The organism is Mesorhizobium sp. C120A, from assembly GCF_030323105.1.
Taxonomy (GTDB): domain Bacteria; phylum Pseudomonadota; class Alphaproteobacteria; order Rhizobiales; family Rhizobiaceae; genus Mesorhizobium.
Window position 1 is genome coordinate 3,498,358 of record NZ_CP100476.1, and the last position, 24,331, is coordinate 3,522,688.

22 protein-coding genes are annotated in these 24,331 nt (G+C 62.2%); 12 read left to right on the top strand and 10 right to left on the bottom strand.

The window, feature by feature from the left end:
• Nucleotides 1-2: 2 nt before the first annotated feature.
• From aat to NL532_RS16850, 6 genes are all read right to left on the bottom strand, one after another.
• Nucleotides 3-620, bottom strand: a complete 618-nt coding sequence (gene aat / locus NL532_RS16825) for a leucyl/phenylalanyl-tRNA--protein transferase (RefSeq protein ID WP_023681498.1) — start codon at nt 618-620, stop codon at nt 3-5.
• 27 nt (nt 621-647) lie between these two features.
• The gene (gene accC / locus NL532_RS16830) at nt 648-1,991 is read right to left on the bottom strand and encodes an acetyl-CoA carboxylase biotin carboxylase subunit (RefSeq protein ID WP_023681497.1); all 1,344 of its coding nucleotides are present in this window, start codon (nt 1,989-1,991) and stop codon (nt 648-650) included.
• 10 nt (nt 1,992-2,001) lie between these two features.
• The gene (accB, locus tag NL532_RS16835) at nt 2,002-2,466 is read right to left on the bottom strand and encodes an acetyl-CoA carboxylase biotin carboxyl carrier protein (protein ID WP_023681496.1); all 465 of its coding nucleotides are present in this window, start codon (nt 2,464-2,466) and stop codon (nt 2,002-2,004) included.
• 26 nt (nt 2,467-2,492) lie between these two features.
• Complete coding sequence (gene aroQ / locus NL532_RS16840; protein ID WP_023667485.1) at nt 2,493-2,927, bottom strand: type II 3-dehydroquinate dehydratase; 435 nt, start codon at nt 2,925-2,927, stop codon at nt 2,493-2,495.
• Between the two features lie 150 nt (nt 2,928-3,077).
• On the bottom strand, nt 3,078-3,881 hold the full coding sequence (locus NL532_RS16845) for a DsbA family protein (RefSeq protein ID WP_023667484.1): 804 nt from the start codon (nt 3,879-3,881) through the stop codon (nt 3,078-3,080).
• Nucleotides 3,882-3,939: 58 nt separating this feature from the next.
• Nucleotides 3,940-5,352 carry a M48 family metalloprotease gene (locus NL532_RS16850; protein WP_023828632.1) on the bottom strand — a complete coding sequence of 471 codons (1,413 nt, stop codon included), beginning with the start codon at nt 5,350-5,352 and terminating at the stop codon, nt 3,940-3,942.
• A gap of 152 nt (nt 5,353-5,504) precedes the next feature.
• Here NL532_RS16850 and NL532_RS16855 point away from each other — a divergent pair, with 152 nt between their 5' ends.
• Together NL532_RS16855 and NL532_RS16860 are read left to right on the top strand one after the other, a co-directional pair.
• Nucleotides 5,505-6,653 carry a pyridoxal phosphate-dependent aminotransferase gene (locus tag NL532_RS16855; protein WP_023695368.1) on the top strand — a complete coding sequence of 383 codons (1,149 nt, stop codon included), beginning with the start codon at nt 5,505-5,507 and terminating at the stop codon, nt 6,651-6,653.
• A gap of 11 nt (nt 6,654-6,664) precedes the next feature.
• On the top strand, nt 6,665-7,594 hold the full coding sequence (locus tag NL532_RS16860; RefSeq protein WP_023753291.1) for a glutaminase: 930 nt from the start codon (nt 6,665-6,667) through the stop codon (nt 7,592-7,594).
• Between the two features lie 93 nt (nt 7,595-7,687).
• Here the strand turns inward: NL532_RS16860 and NL532_RS16865 are convergent, their stop codons facing one another.
• Nucleotides 7,688-10,603 carry a ribonuclease E/G gene (locus NL532_RS16865; protein WP_023828631.1) on the bottom strand — a complete coding sequence of 972 codons (2,916 nt, stop codon included), beginning with the start codon at nt 10,601-10,603 and terminating at the stop codon, nt 7,688-7,690.
• 647 nt (nt 10,604-11,250) lie between these two features.
• Here NL532_RS16865 and NL532_RS16870 point away from each other — a divergent pair.
• The 5 genes from NL532_RS16870 to NL532_RS16890 all read left to right on the top strand — a co-directional run bounded on the left by NL532_RS16870 (nt 11,251) and on the right by NL532_RS16890 (nt 17,652).
• Entirely contained in the window at nt 11,251-12,510 is a 1,260-nt protein-coding gene (locus NL532_RS16870; RefSeq protein ID WP_023688387.1) for an N-acetylmuramoyl-L-alanine amidase, read from the top strand.
• A 213-nt stretch (nt 12,511-12,723) separates the two neighbouring features.
• Nucleotides 12,724-15,180: a penicillin-binding protein 1A gene (locus NL532_RS16875; protein ID WP_023667477.1), complete on the top strand. Its 2,457-nt coding sequence runs from the start codon at nt 12,724-12,726 to the stop codon at nt 15,178-15,180.
• A 130-nt stretch (nt 15,181-15,310) separates the two neighbouring features.
• A protein-coding gene (gene prfB / locus NL532_RS16880) for a peptide chain release factor 2 (protein WP_155922402.1) occupies nt 15,311-16,442 on the top strand; the annotation gives its coding sequence in 2 pieces (ribosomal slippage) (nt 15,311-15,376 and nt 15,378-16,442; 1,131 coding nt in all).
• A 106-nt stretch (nt 16,443-16,548) separates the two neighbouring features.
• Nucleotides 16,549-16,968, top strand: coding sequence for a GFA family protein (locus tag NL532_RS16885; RefSeq protein ID WP_023681488.1), 420 nt, complete (start codon nt 16,549-16,551; stop codon nt 16,966-16,968).
• A gap of 288 nt (nt 16,969-17,256) precedes the next feature.
• Complete coding sequence (locus tag NL532_RS16890) at nt 17,257-17,652, top strand: hypothetical protein (RefSeq protein ID WP_023667474.1); 396 nt, start codon at nt 17,257-17,259, stop codon at nt 17,650-17,652.
• Nucleotides 17,653-17,706: 54 nt separating this feature from the next.
• Here the strand turns inward: NL532_RS16890 and NL532_RS16895 are convergent, their stop codons facing one another.
• A complete protein-coding gene (locus NL532_RS16895; RefSeq protein ID WP_023667473.1) occupies nt 17,707-18,576 on the bottom strand; it encodes an NmrA/HSCARG family protein in 870 nt (289 codons plus the stop codon).
• 103 nt (nt 18,577-18,679) lie between these two features.
• Between NL532_RS16895 and NL532_RS16900 the strand changes: the two genes are divergently transcribed.
• From NL532_RS16900 to NL532_RS16915, 4 genes are all read left to right on the top strand, one after another.
• On the top strand, nt 18,680-19,570 hold the full coding sequence (locus NL532_RS16900) for a LysR family transcriptional regulator (protein ID WP_023681487.1): 891 nt from the start codon (nt 18,680-18,682) through the stop codon (nt 19,568-19,570).
• Between the two features lie 147 nt (nt 19,571-19,717).
• A complete protein-coding gene (locus NL532_RS16905; protein ID WP_023667471.1) occupies nt 19,718-20,086 on the top strand; it encodes a GFA family protein in 369 nt (122 codons plus the stop codon).
• Between the two features lie 151 nt (nt 20,087-20,237).
• A complete protein-coding gene (locus NL532_RS16910; protein WP_023667470.1) occupies nt 20,238-20,888 on the top strand; it encodes a YiaD family glycine zipper/OmpA-like lipoprotein in 651 nt (216 codons plus the stop codon).
• Nucleotides 20,889-21,125: 237 nt separating this feature from the next.
• Entirely contained in the window at nt 21,126-21,734 is a 609-nt protein-coding gene (locus NL532_RS16915; RefSeq protein ID WP_023691231.1) for a hypothetical protein, read from the top strand.
• Nucleotides 21,735-21,972: 238 nt separating this feature from the next.
• On the opposite strand, the gene NL532_RS16920 is transcribed toward NL532_RS16915, so the two are convergent.
• Both NL532_RS16920 and NL532_RS16925 read right to left on the bottom strand, forming a co-directional pair.
• On the bottom strand, nt 21,973-22,242 hold the full coding sequence (locus tag NL532_RS16920; protein ID WP_023667468.1) for a DUF2798 domain-containing protein: 270 nt from the start codon (nt 22,240-22,242) through the stop codon (nt 21,973-21,975).
• Nucleotides 22,243-22,289: 47 nt separating this feature from the next.
• Nucleotides 22,290-23,174 carry an NmrA/HSCARG family protein gene (locus tag NL532_RS16925; protein ID WP_023702467.1) on the bottom strand — a complete coding sequence of 295 codons (885 nt, stop codon included), beginning with the start codon at nt 23,172-23,174 and terminating at the stop codon, nt 22,290-22,292.
• Between the two features lie 119 nt (nt 23,175-23,293).
• On the opposite strand from NL532_RS16925, the gene NL532_RS16930 reads away from it, so the two are divergent.
• Entirely contained in the window at nt 23,294-24,187 is an 894-nt protein-coding gene (locus NL532_RS16930) for a LysR family transcriptional regulator (RefSeq protein ID WP_023828630.1), read from the top strand.
• Nucleotides 24,188-24,331: the final 144 nt, after the last annotated feature.

A 24,331-nucleotide genomic window follows, 5' to 3' on the forward strand; every position in this document is an offset into this window, starting at 1 on the left:
GATCAGGGATAAAAAACGGCTTCGCCCTTCAGCGCGTCGGCCAACATCTTCTCGTATTTGACGCGCGGCACGTCGACCGCGCCGAAGCGTTTGAGATGCTCAGTGGTGAATTGCGTGTCGAGCAGGGCAAAGCCGCGCGCCTTCAGCCGCTCGACCAGATGATACAGGCAGGTCTTGGACGCGTCGGTTTCCCGGGCGAACATGCTTTCGCCGAAGAACACGCGACCGAGCGAGACGCCATAGAGGCCGCCGACCAGCCGTTCCTCGCGCCATGCCTCGACCGAATGGCAGTGCCCCAGACGGTGCAGTTCGATATAGGCTTCGCGGATCGGCGCGTTGATCCAGGTCGAGCGGCGCTCCTCGCGCTTTTCGGCGCAGCCGTCGATCGTCGCCTCGAAATCGAAATCGAAGCGGATGTCGAACGGGTGCTTGCGAATTGTCTTCCGCAAGCTCTTCGGCGTGTGGAAGCCATCGAGCGGTATGATGCCGCGCGTCTCCGGCCGCACCCAGAACACTTCCGGGTCGGAAGCGCTCTCGGCCATCGGGAAGACGCCCGAGGCATAGGCCTTGAGCAACAGGTCGGTCGGAATGCGATAGCCGGGAGCGTAAGGACGGGTCATCGCGGCATCATAGCGGCAAGTCGGGCGCTATTCCTCTTTGGCCAGATACTTTTCCAGCCAGTGGATGTCGTAGTCGCCATTGGCGATATCGGCATTGCCGACCAGGTCGCGAAACAGCGGCAGCGTCGTCTTGATGCCGTCGACGACGAACTCGTCGAGCGCCCGGCGCAGCCGCATCATGCATTCGACGCGGTTGCGGCCGTGCACGATCAGCTTGCCGATCAGGCTGTCATAATAGGGCGGGATCTTGTAGCCGGAATAGACACCGGAATCGACGCGGATGCCGAGACCGCCAGGCGTATGGAAATGCGTAATCGTGCCGGGCGAAGGCGTGAAGGTGCGCGGGTCCTCGGCATTAATGCGGCATTCTATGGCGTGGCCGTTGAACTTGATGTCCTCCTGGCGCACCGAAAGCCCGCCGCCGGAGGCGACGCGGATCTGTTCGTGGACGAGATCGATGCCGGTGATCGCCTCCGTTACCGGATGCTCGACCTGCAGCCGCGTGTTCATCTCGATGAAGTAGAACTCGCCATTCTCGTACAGGAATTCGATGGTGCCTGCGCCGGAGTAGCCGAGGTCGGCGATGGCCTTGGCACAGATATTGCCGATGCGGGCGCGCTCCTCGGCGTTGAGGGCCGGCGAGGGCGCCTCTTCCCAGACTTTCTGGTGGCGGCGTTGCAGCGAACAGTCGCGCTCGCCGAAATGCACGCCGCGGCCGGCGCCGTCGCCGAATACCTGCACCTCGATGTGGCGCGGCTTTTCCAGGTATTTCTCGATGTAGACGGCATCGTCGCCGAAGGCGGCTCCCGCTTCCGTGCTCGCTGTCTGCAAGGCGATCTCAAGGTCAGCCTCGGTAAGGGCGACCTTCATACCGCGCCCGCCACCGCCTGCCGATGCCTTGATGATCACGGGATAGCCGATCTCGGCGGCAATGCGCCTAGCTTCCTTTTGATCGGTGACGGCGCCGTCGGAGCCCGGCACAACCGGAATGCCGAGCCGCTTTGCGGTGCGCTTGGCCTCGATCTTGTCGCCCATGATGCGGATGTGGTCGCCCGACGGGCCGATGAAGGTGATGTTGTGGGCGGCGAGAATGTCGGCGAACTTGGCGTTTTCCGACAGGAAGCCATAGCCCGGATGCACGGCATCGGCGCCTGTGATCTCGCAGGCTGCGACGATCTGGTGGATGTTGAGATAGCTGTCGCGCGACGGCGGCGGACCGATGCACACGCTTTCGTCGGCGAGCCTGACATGCATGGCGTCAGCGTCGGCGGTCGAATGCACGACCACGGTCTGGATGCCGAGTTCCTTGCAGGCGCGCAGCACCCGAAGCGCGATTTCGCCGCGGTTGGCGATGAGGATCTTCTGGAACATCCGGCCCGCTCTACTCGATCACGACGAGCGGCATGCCGTACTCGACCGGCTGGCCGTCCTCGAACAGGATCGCCGTCACCGTGCCGGCGCGCGGCGAAGGGATCTGGTTCATCGTCTTCATCGCTTCGATGATCAGCAGCGTCTGGCCTTCCTTGACCTTCTGGCCGACTTCGATGAAGGCCTTGGCGTCGGGCGAGGGCGCGAGATAGGCGGTGCCGACCATCGGCGAGGGGACCGCGTTCTTGGACGGATCGGCCACTGCTGGTGCGGCAGCCGCGCCGGCCGCGGGCTGCTGCGCTGCCGGAGCATAACCGGCCTGCGGTGCGGCGATGGCGTGGACGGCCGGCGCCTGGCGCGATACGCGCACCTTCAGGTCGCCGAGCTCGACTTCGATCTCGGTGAGATTGGTGTCGTTCAGTATGCCCGCCAGATCGCGGATCAGTTGCTGGTCAACACCGGTCTTCTTTATCGACATTTTCGAGCCTTCTGTTTGTGGGCCGGTCATAGGCGTGCCGCCAGCGCCTGCAGCGCCAGCGAGTAGCCAAGCGGCCCGAACCCGCAGATCATGCCGACAGCGACCGGCGCGACCATGGAGACGTGGCGGAATGGTTCCCGCGCGTGGATGTTGGAGAGGTGAACTTCGGCGACGGGCAGCGGCGCGACAGCGCGGATGGCGTCGTGAATGGCAATCGAGGTGTGGCTGTAGGCACCCGGATTGATGACGATGCCGGCTGCCTTGTCGCCGGCTTCCTGGATCCAGTCGACGAGGTCGCCCTCATGGTTCGACTGGCGAAAATCAATCTCGAGGCCAAGCGCGGCGCCCGCCTGCTTGCAGTCGTCGGCGATCGCGGCAAGCGTCTTGCCGCCATAGATGCCCGGCTCGCGCTTGCCGAGCGCGTTCAGGTTGGGGCCGTTCAGGACGAAAATCGTTTTCAAAAATGCCGACCTTTTCCGACGCCGGCCTCAAGCCGGCGCGCAGGGCCTTCTATAATGGGCATAGCCGCCCGCGGAAAGAGCACAAGTGCGATCTTTCACTGTCCACAACAGGCGGAAATGTGCCCGTGAGAAATAGGCTCGCGTGCAAGATCAGAGCGCGGCTTTCGCCGCCTCGATCTTTTCAGCCAGCACTTCCTGGCCGAGCGCCCCGAACACCACCTCATTGCCGACCACGTAGGAAGGCGTTCCGGTGATGGCCAGCTTGTTGGCGAGGTCGAAGGTCTTGGAGAAAGCCTCGGTGATGGTCGGATCCTTCATCTTCTCGCGCAATTTCGCCTCATCGGCGCCTAGCGACAGCGCAACCTTGATGGCCGCCGCCTCGGTGGCGCGGCCCTGGCCGCCGAGCAGGGCGTTGTGGAACTCGCCGTATTTCTCCGGATGCATCAGGTGGAAAGCCATCGAGACGACGCTGGCCTTTTGCGAATCCGGCCCGAGGATCGGGAATTCCTTGAGCACGAAGCGCAGTTCCGGATCGGCCTTTGTCAGAGCCTGCATGTCGTCGATGGCGCGTTTGCAGAAGCCGCAATTGTAGTCGTAGAATTCGACGATGGTGACCTTGCCCTTCGGATTGCCGACGACGCCGTCGAAGGTCGAGTTGAAAATCTCGGACTTGGCCTTCTCGATGACGCCGAGGCTGGCTATGCGCTGCTCTTCCTTCTGCTTGGCCTCGAGCGCCTCCTGCACTTCGAGCAGCACTTCGGGGTTCTTCAGGAGATAGTCGCGGATAATGCCCTCGACCTCAGTGCGATCGATCTTGGTGTCGGCAGAGGCGGTTTGCACGGTCTGCGCCGTGCCGGCCTTGGCGACCTGCGGACTGCCGGCGACGAACCCGAAAGCGAGCATGGCAAGAGCAGCCGCCACTCCCGTCGTGCCGAGCAATATTGCCTTGTTCATCGTCTCATCCTCTTTACCGGTTCCGGTCTATCCTAGTCGCCGCGGGCGACCGGAAGGTTCATTTCTTGAGTTTGCCTGAAGGGTTGTAGTTTATGATGTCCTGCGCGCGAATCCAGCCGGGTTCGCCACGCTTCAAGTCCTTTTGCGCGCGCATGGCGAAAATTTTCGCATTCGTGTAATCGCCGGAATAGAAATGGCCCTCGGCGGTGGCGAGTTCCGCCGCCGGAATGTTGCCAAGCTCGCCATAGGCCTGGGCGAGATAGCGGTATCCGACCGTGTTTTCCTTGTCGCGCCCGAGGCCGTTGTTGATCTGCACCACCGCCTTCTTCAGCGAATCGGGCGTGCCGATGGCCATCAGCGCCTGGCCGAGAGAAACGGGCAACAGGCCCGACCTCACCGGATCGAGGCTGACCGCCTTGGCATAGGCGTCCGCGGCGTCCTTGGGCTTGTTGGCCTTCATCAGTATGTCGCCGCGCATTTCCTGGAAGTAGGGGTTCTTCGGCTGTTCCTTGATCAGTGCATTGGCCTTGGTCAGCGCCGCGCCCAGATTGCCGTAGAGATAGGCCATCTGCGCTTCGCCATAGCGCGAGGCGAGGCTGCCCGGGGCCTTGCGGATCAGCCGCGTGGCCGCGGCCTGGCCGCCCATATAGGCGGCGATCTTGATGCGCATCATGTCGTGCCGCTGCTGCAGTGCCGGCGGATCGACCTTGTCGACATTGGGGCTCTGCTTGACCAGCACTTCGAGATTGGCGATGCGCTCCTGCGGCATCGGGTGGCTGATGCGGTAGGGATCGACCTGCGTGCCGGACAGCGACAGCGCGGTCTGGAAGCGGGCGAAGGTCTTCAGCATGCCCATGCCGGACTGGCCGGTGGCATTGAGATAGGTGATGGCAGAGCGGTCGGCGGTCGACTCTTCGGTGCGCTGGTAGGCAAGAATGCTGCGCTGCGCCATCTCGCCGCCGCCCGCGGCCACGCCCATGCCGGCGCCGGCAAGGCCGCGGCTGTTGGTGGTGGCGCCGGCAACGATGGCGCCGGCGCCAAGCAGCGTGGCGATGATGGCCATGGTCTTGGCGCGCTCGAGCTGGTCGCGTAATTTCTGCTGATGGCCGCCTGCGATGTGGCCGGCCTCATGGGCGATGACGCCGATGATCTCGTTGGGCGTTTCTGCCTGCATCAGCGCGCCGGTGTTGATGAACAGCCGGCGCCCGGTGACGAAGGCGTTGAAGCTCTGATCGTTGACCAGAACGATATCGACACCGTCATTGGCAAGACCGGCCGCCTTGAAGATCGGCCGCGCATAGTCGCGCACCAGCTCCTCGATCTCGGCATCGCGCACGACCGGCACCGCCTGGGCGAAGGCCGTCACCGAGCCGGTGACAGCGACGGCGGCGGCAAGCAAAAGCGTCGCGAAGCCGCGCGCTGTCTTCCCGATGGAAGATTTGGACATCGTTGATTTGGGTCGGCTCAGCATGAGGTCCACTGGTAAACGAGCGCGCGAACGATGAAAAGTCACGGCACCGAAACTAGGCGAACTTGTGATCCTCACATCAATCGGGCATTTGTGCGGCGCTGCCGCCGGTTGATGGCTTTGAGCGGCGGGCCGGACGGAAAGATTGAGGTCAAATGGTAGTTTCGCTGTCGCGCCGCGGTGAAGTCGAGCCGTTTCACGCCATGGACATTCTGGCCGAAGCCAACCGGCTGAAGGCGACGGGCGTGCCTGTCGTCTCCATGGCCGTCGGCCAGCCATCCGATCCGGCGCCCGTGGGCGTGAGGGAAGCAGCCGCAAATGCGCTGAGGATCGGACGCATCGGCTATACCGACACACTCGGTCTGGCGGATCTGCGCAAGGCGATCGCCACGCATTATGGCGACCATTACGGGATCGATGTCGCGCCGAACCGGATCGCCGTGACCACGGGATCGTCGGCCGCCTTCAATCTGGCATTCCTGGCGATGTTCGATCCCGGCGACCGCGTCGCCATCGCAGCACCCGGCTATCCCGCCTACCGCAACATCATGGCGGCGCTCGGCATCGAGATCGTCGAGATGGAGCTCGGCAGCGACGCCTACCTGTACGCCGAGCATTTGAAATCGGCGCACCAGGAAAAACCGCTGAAGGGCGTGTTGTTCGCCAGCCCGGCCAATCCGACAGGTGCGGTCATTCCCGTCGACGAGTTGTCGGCACTGGTGAGGACAGCCGAAGAACTCGGCATCGCGGTGATATCGGACGAAATCTATCACCGGCTGGCCTATGCCGCGCCCGACACCACGGCGCTGGCCTATGGCTCAGGCGTGACGGTGATCAATTCCTTCTCGAAATATTATTGCATGACCGGATGGCGCATCGGCTGGATGGTGCTGCCGGAAGCTCTGGTGAGGCCGATCGAGCGCATCGCCCAGAGCCTCTACATCTCGCCGCCGGAACTGTCGCAGATCGCGGCGATCGAAGCCTTCAAGGCGACGCAAGAGCTGGAAGCGGTAAAGGCGCGCTACGCCTGGAACCGCGAGCTGTTGATGCGGCGCCTGCCGGAACTCGGATTTCCCTTGGCGGCGCCGATGGACGGCGCCTTCTACGCTTTCTGCGATGTTACCCGGCATACCAATGACAGCATGGCCTTTGCGCGCAAGATGCTGGCCGAGGCGCATGTGGCGGCGACGCCCGGCCGTGATTTCGATCCACTTCAGGGCCACCGCACGATGCGCTTTTCCTATGCCGGCAGCCATGACGACATGGTCGAGGCGATGGCGCGCATCGAGCGCTGGCTGAAATAGCGGGGACGAGCATGCCGGATCTTGAACAAGTGCTGGCCGATGTCGCCGCCGAGATGGCCGAGCGCACCGATCGCGGTGACGTCGCCACCTACATTCCGCAGCTCGGCAAGGTCGATCCGAAGAAATTCGGCATTGCCGCCGTGACCAATGACGGCCGCGTGCTGGTCGCCGGCGACGCCGACCAGGCGTTTTCGATCCAGTCCATCTCCAAGGTGTTTACGCTTACGTTGGCGCTCGGCAATGTCGGCGACGCGCTGTGGCAGCGTGTCGGACGCGAGCCGTCGGGCAATCCGTTCAACTCGATCGTGCAACTCGAGCATGAGAACGGCATTCCGCGCAATCCGTTCATCAATGCCGGCGCCATCGTCGTGTCCGACATACTGCTTGCCGGCCACCAGCCGCGCGAGGCGATCGGCGAAATCCTGCGCTTCATCCAGTTCCTTGCCGATGACGAAACCATCATCATCGACCGCGAGGTCGCGGCATCCGAACGCGCCACCGGCTATCGCAACTTCGCGCTTGCCAACTACATGAAATCCTTCGGCAATCTCAACCATGCACCCGAGCTGTCGCTGGGCGTGTACTTCCACCATTGCGCGATCGCCATGAGCTGCCGGCAATTGGCGCTGGCCGGCCGCTTCCTCGCCAATGGCGGCAGAAACCCGGCAACCGGGCACTCCGTGGTGTCTGCCGAGCGGGCGCGGCGCATCGGCGCCATGATGCTGACCTGCGGCCACTATGACGGCTCCGGCGATTTCGCCTTCCGTGTCGGCATTCCGGGAAAAAGCGGCGTCGGCGGGGGCATATTGGGGATCGTGCCGGGTGTGGCTTCACTCGCCGTATGGTCGCCGGGCTTGAACGCCAACGGCAATTCCAAGTTGGGGTCGATCGCCTTGGAAAAACTGGCCAGGATGATGAACTGGTCGATTTTCGCCCCCTGACGCCTTCCATCATTCGCGCATGAAAAAATCCCGCGCCGTGGTTTGAATGGCGCGGGATTTTTGTCAGGAACCTATCTTAATCGGCTGAATAGCTTAGAAAAAGCCCTTCCGCTGCCACCAGCCGGCGCGCTTCGGCTTTTCCTCGGCCTTTGCCTCGTCGGCAACGCTGGAGGAAACCACCGGCACCGCGGAGGTATCCGCGGCCACGGCTTTGCGCCGTGACGGGCGAGCCTTGGCGGGCTCGTCGTCGACGGTCGTTTCCGTGGCGGCATCGGCCGCAGCGGGGGCGGCAGCTTCGACGGCAGCTTCCGGTGCAGCCTCGGCCGCCGTCTCATCGGCGACTTCCACCACAGCCTTCTTTGCCCTTGAAGCGCGCTTCTTCTTCGGCTTTTCGGCTGGAGCGTCGTCGTTCGCCGCGGCGGGAGCCGCCGCTTCTTCAACCGCTACGGCTGCTACGGGCTCGCTTGCGGCCGTTCCGACTTCAGCGGCCTCGGCCACCGAGGCGGTTTCGCCGGCTTCGGTCTCCGTGCCGTCTTCGCGACGATTGCGCTTGCCGCCGCGCTTGCCGCGACGGCGCTTCTTGCCCTGGGCGTCATCTGATGCTTCCACCGTTTCGACGGCGCCAACCTGGGCTTCGTCTTGCTGTGTTGCATCGTCATCGCCTGGTTCAGCGGCAAAGTCGTCGCTTGCCGCCGAAACCGAAGCACCTTCGGCGCCATGCTCGCGATCGCCATGTTCGCGTTCGCGATCCTTGCCGCCGCGCCGCCTGCGGCGCTTGCGACGCTTGCGGTCGCGGCCTTCGCCGTCCTCAGCCGATCTCGGCTGCTGCTGCGATTGCGGCTGCGCCTGGCGCGGCTGCTCGGCCTGTACCACAACCTCGTCGTCTTCCTCCTCGATGACGATCTCGTCCTCGGGCTCTTCCGGCTCGACATAGGCCGGGAAGGTTCGCGCTTCGACAAAGCCTTCCGGCTTTTCGGCAATGGCGCCGCGGAAGATCGCGTAGTGCTGCACACCGACCGTATCATCGGCCTCGACGGTGATGGTCAGGCCAAAGCGGCTTTCGAGTTCCACCAGCGTGCCGCGCTTGTGGTTGAGCACATAGAGAGCGGTCGCCGCCGGGGTCCGCACCGTGATGTGGCTGCGCGAATCCTTGAGCAGGAATTCCTCGATCGCCCGCACCACCATCAGCGCCACCGACGAATCGGAGCGCACATGGCCAGTGCCGCCGCAATGAGGGCACGGCTTCATGGTTGATTCCAGCACGCTGGCGCGGATGCGCTGGCGCGACATCTCCATCAGGCCGAAATGCGAGATGCGGCCGACTTGGATGCGGGCTCGGTCGTTCTTGAGGTGATCCTTCAGCCGCTTCTCGACGGAGCGGTTGTTGCGGTTCTCCTCCATGTCGATGAAGTCGATGACGATCAGGCCGGCGAGATCGCGCAGCCTTAATTGCCTGGCGACTTCTTCCGCGGCTTCAAGGTTGGTGTGGAGAGCGGTGTCCTCGATCGAGTGCTCCTTGGTGGAGCGGCCCGAATTGACGTCGATGGCGACCAGCGCCTCGGTCTGGTTGATGATGATGTAGCCGCCGCTCTTCAGCGTCACCTGCGGCTGCAGCATGCGGTCGAGCTGCGCCTCGATCCCGTTGCGCACGAAGATCGGCGTCGTGTCGCGGAACGGCTGAACCACCTTGGCGTGGCTCGGCATCAGCATGCGCATGAAATCCTTGGCCTCGCGGTAGCCTTCCTCGCCGGAGACAAGAATCTCGTCAATATCCTTGTTGTAGAGGTCGCGCACCGAGCGCTTGATCAGGCTGCCTTCCTCATAGACGAGGGCAGGGGCGGTGGATTGCAGCGTCAGATTGCGGACGTTTTCCCAAAGCCGCATCAGATATTCGTAGTCGCGCTTGATTTCCGCCTTGGTGCGGCTTTCGCCGGCGGTGCGCAGGATGACGCCCATGCCCTGCGGCACTTCGAGATCGGCAACGACCTCCTTGAGGCGCTTGCGGTCGACCGCACTGGTGATCTTGCGCGAAATGCCGCCGCCGCGTGCGGTGTTGGGCATCAGCACGGAATAGCGGCCGGCAAGCGACAGATAGGTGGTGAGTGCAGCGCCCTTGTTGCCGCGCTCTTCCTTGACCACCTGCACCAGCAGGATCTGCCGGCGCTTGATGACTTCCTGAATCTTGTACTGGCGGCGCACCGGCTTGCGGCGGCTGCGCACCTCTTCCAGCGCATCCTCGGCGCCTACGGATTCGATCTCGTGGTCGTCCGGATGCGAGGACTGCACCTCTTCCAGCATGCCGCGATCATTGTCCTCGGAGGTGGCTTCGCCACTTGCCTCGCTGGACGACCTTTCGTCACCCGGCTCCGCCGCAGGGACAGCTTCGGAGATCACATCCGCTTCGACGCTTGCCGCGATCGATGTCGGGCCGCCTTCCGACGGTTCGGTCCCGGATGTCTCGGCGTCGGAGGCTTCGCTGTCGCCATGCCCGGCATGATCGTCATGCCCGGCGGTATTGGCCGCGGCATGCTCGGAAGCAGGCGCTTCGGAGACGGCATCGCTGCCGGCATCGCCATGTTCGCCGTTTTCATCATCGGCGCCGGCGTCGCGCTTGTGTTCGCCGCGCTCACGACCCTTGCCGCCGCGCCGGCGGCCGCGCCGGCCGCGATCGCGACTCTGGCGGTCGTCGCCGTCATTGTCCTCGTTCTCCTCGTCCTCGGCTTCCTGCGCTTCGGCGCGCAGCAAAGCCTGACGATCGGCGACCGGGATCTGGTAATAGTCGGGGTGAATTTCACTGAAGGCGAGGAAACCGTGACGGTTGCCGCCATATTCGACAAAGGCTGCCTGGAGGGAAGGTTCGACACGCGTTACGCGGGCGAGATAGATGTTTCCTTTGAGCTGCTTCTTGTCCTGAGATTCAAAGTCGAATTCTTCAATACGGCTACCGCGGATAACGACAACGCGTGTTTCCTCCGGGTGGGAGGCGTCTATCAGCATTTTGTTGGGCATTATTTCGTTTCCTCCCGGCAGCCGTCAGCCGCAGCTTGCGAGGCAAAGCCCGCTGCTGCGTGTCTGGGATGTGGGTGCCGGATGTCTGAATGTCCGCCGGACGCCGCTTGAGCGCCATGGCGGTGCCGCCCGCAGCCACAATGGCGCGGTTTGATGCGGACCTTTCCATGATTGCGCTTGAAGCCATCGTCACCAGCAGAACCTTTTGAACCAAAGCCCGGACGAACCGGACCAGCTTGTTTGCTCATACAGAGCCGGCACGGGAACAAACCCGGCCGTTTTCCTCACGCAGGCGATTCCCCCGCCACGGGCGCACACCTGCGAAATTCGTCGCGATCACCTAAGCCTTTTCGCTGGAGCGAAAGGAGCCGCCTTTCATCTGACCTGTAGCAGGAAGCTGCGGGAGAAGCGGTTCCAGGATTGCAGTGATCCACCATCGCTTTTATGATTTGACGGGGTGGAAGGCAACCCCGATTTCGGATGCCGGCAAAAAGCAGTGCCGTAACGGAAGCACAGGCCTTAATCCTCAATGAAAAGGCTTGGTTAACCTTCTCTGGATACCAATCGTTAATCGAGTCTGCGGCCTGACCGGCATTTCGACCAACCACGCGGGCGCAAGGCGCCAAACCGGGAGCGACTGCAAAGAAATGGGACTGGCGGGCACCACAGACAAGGGCCATGGCCGTGCAGGCCGTTTCCTGCGCGCTGCCGGTGTGCTGTTGCTGCTGGCGCTTTGCCTTGCTTTTGCGCCGGTTTCACGCGCCGCCGATGCGCCACTCGGCGCCACCGCCTACAAGATGGCCGGCGACGCAACCAAGATGCGCATCGTCATCGATTTCGACCGCGAGCCCGACATCAAATGGTTCCTGCTGCGCGGCCCCAACCGGCTGGTCGTGGACCTGCCGCGCACCCGATTCGCCATTGGCGCGAAGGACGCCAAGGCCCGCGGCCTGGTCAAAGCGGTGCGTTATGGCGATCAGGGCGAGGGATCGCGGCTGATCCTGACCGGCAAGGGGCCGTTCTCGGTCGACAAGCTCGAGGTGCTCAAGAACGAGGACGGCGCAGGCTATCGCATCGCCATCGACGTGTCGGCAGCCTCCGACCGCGAGTTCGACGAAGCCCTTGCCAACCAGGCGCTGACCACCGGCTCGACCGTCTCCACCGACAAGGGCTCCAGGGTCGGCACAGGGCCGATCTCCAATCCCGGGCATCGCTTCACCATCGTCATCGATCCCGGCCATGGCGGCATCGACGGTGGCGCCGAAGGCCTCAACGGCACCATCGAGAAGAACGTGACGCTGGCCTTCGCCACCGAACTGCGCGACAAGCTCGCCGCCGTCGGCAACTACGACGTGTTCATGACGCGCGATTCCGACGAGTTCCTGCGGCTCGATGACCGCGTGCGCATCGCCCGTCAGCACGAGGCCGACCTTTTGATCTCGATCCATGCCGACACGATCAGCGTCAAGGGTATCAGAGGCGCCACCGTCTATACCGTCTCCGACAAGGCGTCCGATCCGCAAGCGCAGGCGCTTGCCGACCGTGAAAACCTCTCCGACCAGTTCGCCGGCATGGTGATCAAGGACGACAACAAGGAAGTCACCGACATACTGATCGACCTGATCCGCCGCGAGACGCATAATTTCTCGATGAGCTTTGCCCACACTCTGGTCGGCCAGTTGTCCACCAGCGTCGGCCTGATCAACAATCCGCAGCGTTCGGCCGGTTTCAAAGTGCTGAAAGCGCCCGATGTGCCGTCGGTGCTGGTGGAACTCGGCTATCTCTCCAACGCCAAGGATGAAGCGCAACTGCTCGACGCCGACTGGCGCGGCAAGGCGGCGGAGAGCATCACCAACGCCGTCGCCCTGTTTGCCTCCGCCAAGATGGGAACGGGAACCGGAGGCTGAGATGGTCGCCGCCGCCCACGACCGGAGGCAGCGTTGCACGACGACAACACCAGGCGCTTTTATTTCAGGTGGGGGATGCCTAAACCGGGCACTGCCGTATTTTGCCCACATGGTGGCGACATGGGTTTTCCATCACGGATCGGGACAGTTGCGAAGGCTTGCGCGAAAGGCGGCTTCGTCTAGGAAATTCCCGGACCTCGGACTGGAGCGGGCATGATTCGTCTTATCGGCTATTTCTTTGGTATCGGCACGACGCTGGCGCTTATCGTCGCCGCGGGCGTGGCGATATACATCAGCCATCTATCGAAAGACCTGCCCGACTACGAGGTTCTGGCCAAGTACGAGCCGCCAGTGACGACCCGCATCCATGCTTCCGACGGCTCGCTGATGGCCGAATATGCGCGCGAACGGCGGCTCTATCTACCGATCCAGGCGGTTCCGGACCGGGTCAAGGCGGCGTTCCTGTCGGCCGAGGACAAGAATTTCTACAACCATCCCGGCATCGACATCACCGGGCTTGGCCGCGCCATCTACGTCAACCTGCAGAATCTGGGTTCGGGCAGGCGCCAGGTCGGCGCCTCGACCATCACCCAGCAGGTGGCGAAGAACTTCCTCTTGTCCTCGGACCAGACCTACGAGCGCAAGATCAAGGAGATGATCCTGGCCTTCCGCATCGAGCAGGCTTATTCGAAGGACCGCATCCTTGAGCTCTATCTCAACGAAATCTTCTTCGGTTTCGGCGCCTATGGCGTTGCGGGCGCGGCACTGACCTATTTCGACAAGTCGGTCAACGAACTCACCGTCGCGGAAGCCGCTTATCTGGCGTCGCTGCCGAAGGGGCCCAACAACTACCATCCCTTCAAGCATGCCGACCGCGCCATCGAGCGCCGCAACTGGGTCATCGACCAGATGGTCGAGAACGGCTACGTGACGCGCGAGGAAGGCGACAAGGCCAAGGCCGAGCCGCTTGGCGTGACGCCGCGCCGCAATGGCTCCTATCTGTTTGCGGGTGAATATTTCACCGAGGAAGTGCGCCGCCAGATCATCTCGCGCTATGGCGAGAACGCGCTCTATGAGGGCGGCCTTTCGGTGCGCACGACGCTCGATCCGAAGATCCAGCTCATCGCCCGCAAGTCGATGCAGAACGGCTTGCTCAAATACGACACGCTGCGCGGCTATCGCGGACCGGTGACGCATATCGATGCTTCCGGCGACTGGGGCGTGGCGCTGGGCAACGTCAAGGGGCTGGAAGACGTGCCGGAATGGTCGCTTGCCGTCGTGCTCGACAGCTCGGCGACCGGCCTTTCCATCGGCCTGCAGCCGACGCGGCAGATATCAGGCGACATCGTCAAGGAACGCGTCGAAGGCGCCGTCAGCAAGGAAGACATGAGCTTTGCCATGCGCCATGTGGTCGATGGCAAGACGGTCAAGGCCAAGTCTCCGGCCGATGTACTGCAGCCCGGCGACGTCATCTTCGTGCAGAAGAACGAAGGGTCGGAAGGCGCCTACACGTTGCGCCAGGTGCCGGAAGTGGAGGGCGGCCTGATCGCCATGGATCCACATACCGGCCGCGTGCTGGCCATGGTCGGCGGCTTCTCCTATGCGCAGTCGGAGTTCAACCGCGCCACGCAGGCGATGCGCCAGCCGGGATCGTCCTTCAAGCCGATCGTCTATTCGGCCGCGCTCGACAATGGCTATACGCCGGCCTCGGTGATCATGGACGGACCGATCACCATCCAGAGCGGCACCACGACCTGGACGCCGAAGAACTATGACGGCACGGTGGCCGGTCCCGCGACCTTGCGTTCCGGCATCGAAAAGTCGCGGAATTTGATGACGGTGCGGCTCGCCAACGACATGGGCATGAAGCTGGTGGTGGAATATGCCGAGAGGTTCGGCGTCTACGACCATCTGGCGCCGTATCTGCCGATGGCGCTGGGTTCCGGCGAGACGACGGTGATGCGCATGGTGTCGGCCTATTCGATCATGGCCAATGGCGGCAAGTCGATCAAACCCTCGCTCATCGACCGCATCCAGGACCGCTACGGCAAGACCGTGTTCAAGCAGGACGAGCGCGGCTGCGAAGGTTGCAATGCGCCCGAATGGAACAACCAGCCCGAACCGGAACTGGTCGACAATTCCGAGCAGGTGCTCGATCCGATGACCGCCTACCAGATCACCTCGATGATGGAAGGCGTCGTCCAGCGCGGCACCGGCGCCACCATCGCCGAGCTTGGCCGCCACATCGCCGGCAAGACCGGAACGACCAATGACGAGAAAGACGCCTGGTTCATCGGCTATACGCCGAACCTCGTCGTCGGCCTCTACATGGGTTACGACACGCCACGCGGTCTCGGCCATGGCGCCACCGGCGGTGGTCTGGCGGCGCCTATCTTCAAGGACTTCATGCGCGTTGCGCTGGACGGCACGCCCAATGTCGACTTCAAGGTGCCGGAAGGCATGAACCTGGTCGCGATCAACCGCAAGACCGGCATGCGTGCCGCGTCGGGCGATCCCGGCACCATCATCGAAGCCTTCAAGCCCGGCACCGGCCCAGCCGACAGCTATTGGGTGATCGGCATGGGCGCCGACGGGTCCAACGGCGCCGGCGGACCGCTATCGCCGCAGGCTACGGAAGCCATCCAGGCACCCGGCGGCGGACTCTACTGACGACCTGATTTTTTACGTCGAGTGGGCTGGCTTGTTGAGCCGGCCCATTTCGCTTTACAGGCAGCAATGCCGTGCCTATGTATCGCGCCGACCCAAGCGCCACTTCAAAAACAGGACAGAACAACCAGCCATGCGCGCGGAAACGCAGAATATTGTCGACGAGATCAGGCAGGCGATCACCCTGCTGAGGAGGCATCTTTGACTGGGATCAGGCTATAAAGCGGCTTGAATACCTGAACGTGCGCGCCGAGGATTCCAGCCTCTGGAATGATCCGCTGGAAGCGCAAAAGCTGATGCGCGAGCGCCAGGGCCTCGAAGACGGGATCGCCGGCGTCAAAAGCCTGACTCAGGCGCTGGAAGACAATATCGGCCTGATCGAACTGGGTGAGGAAGAGGGCGACCAGAGCGTGATCGCCGAGGCGGAAGCAGCCCTCCGCTCGATGCAGGGCGAGGCCAAGGCCCGCCAGGTCGAGACGCTGCTGTCGGGCGAGGCCGACGCCAACGACACCTATCTCGAAGTCCATGCCGGCGCCGGCGGCACCGAGAGCCAGGACTGGGCCTCGATGCTTCTGCGCATGTACACGCGCTGGGCCGAGCGTCGCCGTTTCAAGGTCGAAGTGCTGGAAGTCCATGACGGCGAAGAGGCCGGCATCAAGTCCGCCACGCTCCTGATCAAGGGCCACAATGCCTATGGCTGGCTGAAGACCGAGTCGGGCGTTCATCGCCTGGTCCGCATTTCACCCTATGACAGCAATGCGCGCCGCCACACGTCCTTCTCCAGCGTCTGGGTCTACCCGGTCGTCGATGACAGGATCGAGATCGACGTCTCGGAATCCGATGTACGCATCGACACCTACCGCTCATCCGGTTCGGGCGGCCAGCACGTCAACACCACGGACTCGGCGGTTCGCATCACCCATATCGCCACCGGCATCGCGGTTGCCTGCCAGGCCGAACGCTCGCAGCACAAGAACAAGGCGAAGGCCTGGGAAATGCTGCGCTCGCGCCTTTACGAGGAAGAGCTGAAGAAGCGCGAAGCGGTGGCCAATGCCACAGAAGCGTCGAAGAGCGACATCGGCTGGGGTCACCAGATTCGTTCCTATGTGCTGCAGCCCTACCAGTTGGTGAAGGACCTGCGCACCGGCGTCGAGAGCACCAGCCCGTCGAGCGTGCTCGACGGCGACCTCGACGACTTCATGGAAGCCTCGTTGTCGCAGCGCATCGAGGGCGGTGCCGGTGAAGCCGTGGCCGACCTCGACTAGGATATGTTCATATTCAGCTGAGGCCGGCCTGCGAATGGATGATACCTGCGCTTCCGCCACTTTCTTGAATAAGAACATCCCTTGGCGGGGGAGCGAAGGAGGAACCATGACTCGCAGGCTCACCGGCAAATGCTTTTGCGGCACGGTTCAGTATGAAGTGGCGGACGAGTTCGTCTATGCCGCGATCTGCCATTGTTCGAACTGCCGGCGCACCACAGGTTCCGCCTTCAAGCCCTTCGCCGGCATCGAGCGCGCGAAACTTGCCCTTGCCGAAGGGCATCACGGGCTCATCCATTTCGGCGATGACAGCGGCCACGATGCGCATTGCAGCCGCTGCGGCTCGTTGCTGTATTCGCTGGTCCGCGACGGCGCCTATGTCCATGTCGCCATGGGCACGCTGGTCGACGATCCGACGATCCGGCCGACCGCGCACATCTTCGTCGGCTCCAAAGCGCCATGGTTCACCATCGCCGACGACTTGCCGCAATATGAAGGGCATGTGGTCGCCGGTCCAGGCGAAGTATAGGCTGGAACCACATTCGGCCAATCCCGTTGTTTCGATGCCCGTCTGCCGGGAGTTGAGCCTGGCCTTGGATCTCGTCAGCGGTTGCAGATAGCGGCGTAGATGTGGCGGCCTCGCGCAGCAACTTCTTGCGCCAGCCTAGGAATCAGCCCAGCATCCGAGGGCTGGAAGAGAAAAAGCATTTATGGCCGGACGCGGCATATCTGCGACCTGACGATCCGGCCACTGGGAAGACACGTTCCGGGAACGGGCAAGCGAAACGCTTGATGCTCGTTTGAAAGGAACGCTTCCATGTCTGCTGCCACTCTCCGATCGGCCAGAGCCGTTCAACCGGCTGGCCGACTCCTGTTTTCCTTGTTCGTGACCCCGATCTTTGCAATCGCGATGCTTGCTGCGGTGCTGACCGCACCCGCCTTCGCCCATGACGCCAAGCCTACGGCGGCGAAGCCGCAAGGCTGGAGTTATCCCTTCGCCTGCTGCGCAAACTACGACTGCCGTACCACCCATACCGGCGAGGTGCTGGAAAAGCCGGAGGGCTATGTCATCGCCGGAACGGGGGAGGTCGTGCCGATGAGCGACAAGCGGGTCAAGGACTCACCCGACGGCGATTTCCACTGGTGCGCGCACCAGGCCGGCCTCGACGCAGGCAAGACGATCTGCCTGTTCGTGCCACCGCGTTCCTACTGAGTTCTGTTGGCAGTTCTCATCGGAAGGCCGGCCTTGGTGCTGAAGGCGCTTGCGTCAGACGGAAGCAGCGAGTGCTGAGGCGAAGTCGCGATACGGCCGCAGTGGGCGACCCAGAAGTGCCGTCAGGCGCTCGACGTCGCCGGTCTCGGGCAGCATCCCGTCGGTAAAGAAACGCTCGCCCATCAGGCGCATGTCGTAGGCCATCCAGGCGGGCAGGAACTGCTTGAGATTTTGCTCAAAACCCTCCGTATTGTCGCCGCTGTAGCTGATCGGGCGGGCGAGTACGTCTGACCAGATTGCGGCAATGTCCGTCCCGGTCAGTGTCTGCGGACCGACGAGGTTGATCCTCTCGAACGCAAGCGGCTCCTTGGACCGTTCGCGACGCAGCAGCTCAAGAGCGGCGATCTCGGCGATATCGCGGGCATCGATCATGGCGAGACCCTTGGGGCCGATCGGCATTGGGTAGGTGCCGTAGCCGGTGATGACGTCTTCGACCGTCAGATCGTTCTGGATGAAGTAGGCCGGGCGCAAGATCGTAGCTTTGAAGTCCATCTGTTCGATCATTCGCTCCACGCCGAACTTGCCCGCGAAATGCGGCACGTTCACATAGACGTCAGCGTGGATCACCGAGAGATAGACGATCCGCTCGATGCCGGCCGATCGGGCGACATTCAAGGCGATCAAAGCCTGGGTGAATTCGTCCGGCACCACGGCGTTCAAGAGGAACAGCGTGGAAACGCCAGACATGGCTTTGCGCAGCGAATCGACATCGAGAAAGTCGCCTTGCACGACGGATACGCCTGCCGGAAAACTGGTTTTCGACGGATCGCGCACGAGAGCACGCACATCGGCGCCGCGCTTGGCGAGCTGTTCGACGACTTGGCGGCCGATATTGCCGGTGGCGCCGGTAACGAGAATGGTCATGGAATTTCTCCTGTTGGGTTGCTTGACAGCCCCAATATGTGTGGCTCACAAAGAGCCCAGTAGACGGCAATTTTAGACACGTCGTCTCACTGGTGGGACAGTCATGGATCTTTTAGCCCTTGCCGATTTTAACCTCGTGGCTCGCCATGGCGGCTTCGGCAAAGCGGCAAGGTCCACCGGCCGGCCCAAGGCAACATTGTCCCGGCGCGTTGGCGAATTGGAAAGCAGTCTCGATCTGCGTCTGTTCGAACGGGGTGCGCGTAACCTGAAGCTGACCGAAGAAGGACGGGCGCTCTTCGAGCGGACGGGGGCGTTGCTTGCCGAGCTGGACGAGACGGCATCGGCGATTGCCTCGGGCGGCCAGAGACCCAAGGGCAGATTGCGGATCAGCGCGCCTTTGCATTTTTCGCAGACTGCAATGGGGAGGATCGCCGCGGGATTTGCCCTGAGGTATCCTGAGGTGAGGCTTGAAGTGACCACCGAAGACCGGCATGTCGACATGATCGAGGAAGGCTACGATCTGGTAATCCGGGTCAATCCGGATCCCGATGAAAGCCTGGTCGGACGGGCGTTTCTCCGCGACCGCCTGGTCGTTGTGGCGAGCCCGGACCTTCCTCGCCCGGCCGATGGGCTCGCCGCTCCTGGCGTTGCGCGCGGGACAGGCGAGCGGCAAACATGGCAGGTGAAGACACCAGGTGGCCGGGCAACACTTAGAATCGAGCCGGTCCTCGCCTTGTCGACGCTCATCATGGTCCGGGATGCGGTGCGAGCCGGCATCGGCGCAGGACGGCTTCCCATTTCGTTGGTGGCCCACGACCTGGCTGACGGCACACTGGTGAATTGGGGGGATATTGACGGCCCGGAGATCTCTCTATGGACGCTCTACCCGTCGCGGCGGCTGCTCAGCGCGCGCGTGTCGGCGTTCCTGGATTTTCTGAAACAGGCTTTCCCAAACGGGACGCCGGACGAACTGGCCGCCTATATCGGCAGGTGACCACGATTGGGAGGTGACGACGGGTCCGCTTCGGCCAGAGCGCCGCTCGGCTCGATCGATCAGAGCCTGCTGACAGACAGTTGTCAGGAGCCTTCCTTTATGGTGCCTTGCCGCATGGGTGGCGGGCAACGGAGAGGAAAGCTTTTCATGACCATCAAGGCCAGCTGTCATTGCAAGGCGACGACGTTCGAGGTCTCGCAGGCGCCCGAGACGGTAACACAATGCACCTGCTCGTTCTGCTCCAAGCGCGGTTCGCTGTGGGCTTACTACGTTCCGTCGCAATTCAAGCTCACCAGCTCGCCGGAAAACGTTTCCTTCTATCAATGGGGATCGAAGACCGTCAAACACGGGTTTTGCGCCATTTGCGGCTGCGGCACCTTCACCGAAACGCCGGACTGGTCGACCGGAAAACCGGACTTCGACAATCCCAAGATCTCAGTCAATTCGCGGCTGTTCGACGATTTCGACCTCGACAAGGTCGAGGTGGTCGTCATTGACGGCAAGAACCTCTGGTAGGCCAGCACCAGCCACCGAAGCGGAAGTGTGGCGCGAGCGGGGAGAAGCCGCTTTCGCCGCTCGGTTTTTCGCCGCATTTCATGTTACAAGACCGGAGAAGGGCTTATATGCGCGAGCCGCAAAGGCCGCGCTTTGGAGAGGGACGATCCTTATGAAAAAGACTGTGCTCGTCGCCGTTGCGACGGCTGTGCTGGTGAGTGCCTGCACCACGACCGATCCGTACACCGGGGAGCAGAAGGTTTCGAACACCGCAGCCGGCGCCGGCCTTGGCGCCCTGGCGGGCGCGGGCCTCGGCCTGCTTGCCGGCGGCAATGACCGCCGCAACGCGCTGATCGGCGCCGGTATCGGCGCGCTGGCCGGCGGCGCCATCGGCGCGACCATGGACCAGAACGAGGCTGAACTGCGCCGCCAGCTCGAAGGCACCGGCGTCAGCGTCACCCGCACCGGCGACCAGATCATCCTCAACATGCCGTCCGACATTACTTTCAACGTCGACCAGGATGCGGTGAAGCCTGGCTTCTACCAGGTGCTGAACTCGGTTGCGCTGGTGCTGAAGAAGTTCAAGCAGACCACGGTCGACGTGTTCGGCCACACCGATTCGACCGGCGGCGACGAACACAATTTCGATCTGTCGCAGCGCCGCGCATTGGCGGTCGCCAACTATCTCTCAGGCCAAGGTGTCGATTCGCGCCGCTTCGCCGTCACCGGATTCGGCAAGACCCGTCCGATCGCGTCCAACGGAACGGCGGCCGGCCGTGCGCAGAACCGGCGCGTCGAGATCCAGCTTTCGCCGCTGACCTGAATTGTTCGGCATCGAAATGCGAAGGCGGCCCCCGCAAGGGGCCGCTTTCTTTTTGGGCTCCTGTGGTCCGCCAAAAGGTCTAACGCATTAGAGATTTCTAATAATCCCTTTCCGGAGGCCTTGGAAGGGATTAGCATTGGTGCGGTTCCAGAGGGGATGGGGCGATACAAACGGCCATGCAGTCACTTAGTCGGCCCCGGTCCTGCACGGCCAGATAAGGAAATCTGGGAGGAATGCATGACAAGAACAGCTCGTCTTGGGCGTTGCGGCGTCCTCATTTTGACAGGTCTGGTCTCCGCTTGGTGCGCAGCGGCCACGGCTCGAGCCGAGGACGCCAACAAAGCCGACATCGAAGCGTTGAAGAAATCGCTCGCCAAATATGAAGACTACACGGTCGCCGTCCGCGACCTTTATCTGTCGACTGTCGGGTGCGTCTATTACAGCGGGGACAGGATCGAGGGCGCAATGGACTATCCGAAGGGCGCTATGGGCATCCATTTCGTCAACGTCCCGAGTGTCGGTCAGAAACTCGATCCGATGCGCCCCAATGTGCTGATCTACGAGCCGACCAAGAAAGGCTTGAAATTGGTTGGCGTGGAATGGCTGGTGCCCCTGACGCCAGACACCAAGGAACCTCCAAAACTATTTGGCCAGACCTTCATGGGACCGATGGAAGGGCACTATCCGCTCATTCCGAGGGAGTTCGTCCACTACGACCTTCATGCCTGGCTGTTCAGAGACAATCCGAACGGCATGTTCAGTCCGACCAACCCGAACGTGAAATGCAGCAAGGCAGAGTTTCCGATGCTGGAAAACCCGACCAAGATGATGCCCGGCCCGATGTGACGGACGGGCCAGGATAGGAGCGTGCCAAGAGTGCAAGCTGGCCGGCTGCATTTGAGAGCGCTCGGGAGTCAGGCTCGGACGACGATCGGCATGAGGGCCGGCGCGCATGAAGGCTGCCCGCATGAAGACAGGTATCTGGTCGCGGAAGTCGACAATGGCGCTGCGAGCCGTCAGTCGAAGGTAAAAGCGGCCCGCAAGGGCCGTTCTTGTTTGGCATGTCGGACTCCGTAATCAAGGCCTACGAGGTCGGCTGATCGACAATTGCCGCAACGATACGGCGCACGATCGGCAAGACCAGCAGCAGACTTGGAAAGCCCACTAGCCATGATGCTCCCCATGCATACGGCCAGGTCGCCACGAAACCGGTTGTCCAGCCCGCATTGATCAGCGTCGCTACCGCGGAAACAATGCACGACATCAGGATGGAAAGTACGAATGGCATTACCAGCGCATTGTAGGAGGCCGGTAGCTTCCTCGATTTCAAAACCTTGTGGGATGACGGTCGCATCACCTATCTCCTTCTCGAAAAGTGGAAGTATGCGCGGCTGGGCGCAGTCAGGCGGCCTGCGCCATTTGCTGGGCAAGGTTTCGAATAAAGCCGCGCAACGAACGCGGTTCGCGGCCCAGGGCGGCGCGCAATGTCAGACTGTTTCCGCCAAGGCCATAGTGGGCATAGTGGGCGTATATTTTGGCCAGCACCTGCATTTGGCGGTCATTGTAGGGAAGGCGTGCCTCGGCCGCCCACTCGCCAAATGTCGGCTCACCAGAAGAGATGGGTCGGCCAAGTTCCTCACTCATCATCGCAACGATGTCTTCCCGGCTGTGCATGCCGTCAGCGCACAGATCGAGGGTCGCGTAGGACAATCGCGCTTCGGTTAGGGCGATCGCCGCCACCTCAGCGACGTCGCGGTAGTCGACGCGGGCCAGCTTCGCCGTCTTTGGAAACGGTTCCGAGAAAACACCATGTTCAACGACGGACGGCCAGGCCGCTGCGAGGTTCTGCATGAAATTGGCAGGGTGCAGAATCGTATATTCCATCGTCGTCGAGTAGAGAGCAGCCTCGACAGGCACCTTGCTGGCATGGTTCTTCAGTCGCGTATTGGTAGGCTGGATCACCGACGAGAAGACGAACTTTCGAACTCCTGCTCGCGTGGCGGCCTCAACCATGGCAACGCCCATGGCTGCTTCATCGGGAGCAAAAGCCGGCCCAATGTGAAAGACGCCGTCGACGCCCTCGACCGCCCTTTCGAGGCTCTGACGATTTCGCAAATCTCCTGTCGCAACCTCGGATGCCCCTAGCTTCCGGGCCTTTTCGGCATTCGCAGGGTCGCGAACGAGCGCTCGAACATTGGCATTGCGGCGGACAAGTTCAGGCACGACAAGTCCCGCAACTCGGCCTGTGGCACCAACGACCAGAACAGTTGGATTGGCTACTTGCATGACGATTCCCTTCCATCAAGCCTGTCCTCGCGGGACAACTTGCAGAGAGGTACGACGTCGCAATTGTCGTTACAATTACCCGTTTTTGCGATATATTATGTCGAAGATCGGGAGAATACATGAGCCGGATGGACGATTTCGAGGCTTTCATCACGATCGTCGAGCATGGAAGTCTGACGACTGCCGCACATCGGCTGAGCCGCTCGCTGCAGTCGGTCAGCCGGTCCCTGGCGGCACTGGAGCAATCAGTCGGCGTCGAGCTGATCCACAGGACAACGCGTCGCTCGACACCGAGTGAAGTGGGAGCAGCCTTTTTCAACCGGATCAAACCCGCGGTCGACGAAATAAACGAAGCAAGACTTCAGGCGATCAATCAACGATCGGAGCCGGCAGGCGTCCTGCGCATCGGGGCGCCGGTTCTGTTTGGCCCGAACGTCCTGATGCCTGTCATCGCGGAATACATGCGGACATTTCCCCGGGTCGAGGTCGATCTTCAACTTTCCGATGGATTTGCCGATCTTGGCGCCGAAGGTCTCGACCTGGCAATACGCATCGGCGATTTGCCGGATTCCAAATTGAAAGCCAAACGCCTGGGGGCGTTGCGGCGCGTTGTGTTCGGCGCGCCTTCCTATTTCGCGCGGTGTGGCCGGCCGGCCCATCCCTTCCAGCTGAGTGAGCACAGTTGCATCATCAGAACCGCTAACGAGCGTCCAGGTGAATGGACGTTTCAGATCGACGGGAAACCCCGGACCGTGAAGGTCGCAGGCGCTTTTCGCTCCAATCTGATGACCTCGGTCTATGCCGCCGCAATCCACGGACTGGGTTTGGGCTTCTCGCCTCTGTGGCAGATAAGACATTTGGTCGACGACGGTCTCGTCGAACTGGTTTTGACGGAATTCGAGCCGGCACCGGTGCCGATCCATGCCTTGTGGCAGGAAGGCCGGTCATCTTCGGCCAAGGTTCGGGCATTTCTGGATTTATTGGCATCCCGCCTGGAACTGAAAAGCCTGTAGCATCGACGGGCTATTTAAGCCCTCCAGGCCGGAAGCGATCGGGTAGATCGAGCCTGTCTTGCGATTACCGCGCATGGCGCCGACTGATCCTGGAGCGGGCTCCAGATCTCACATCCCCGTCGCGTCCAAGCAAGCCGCGCGTCC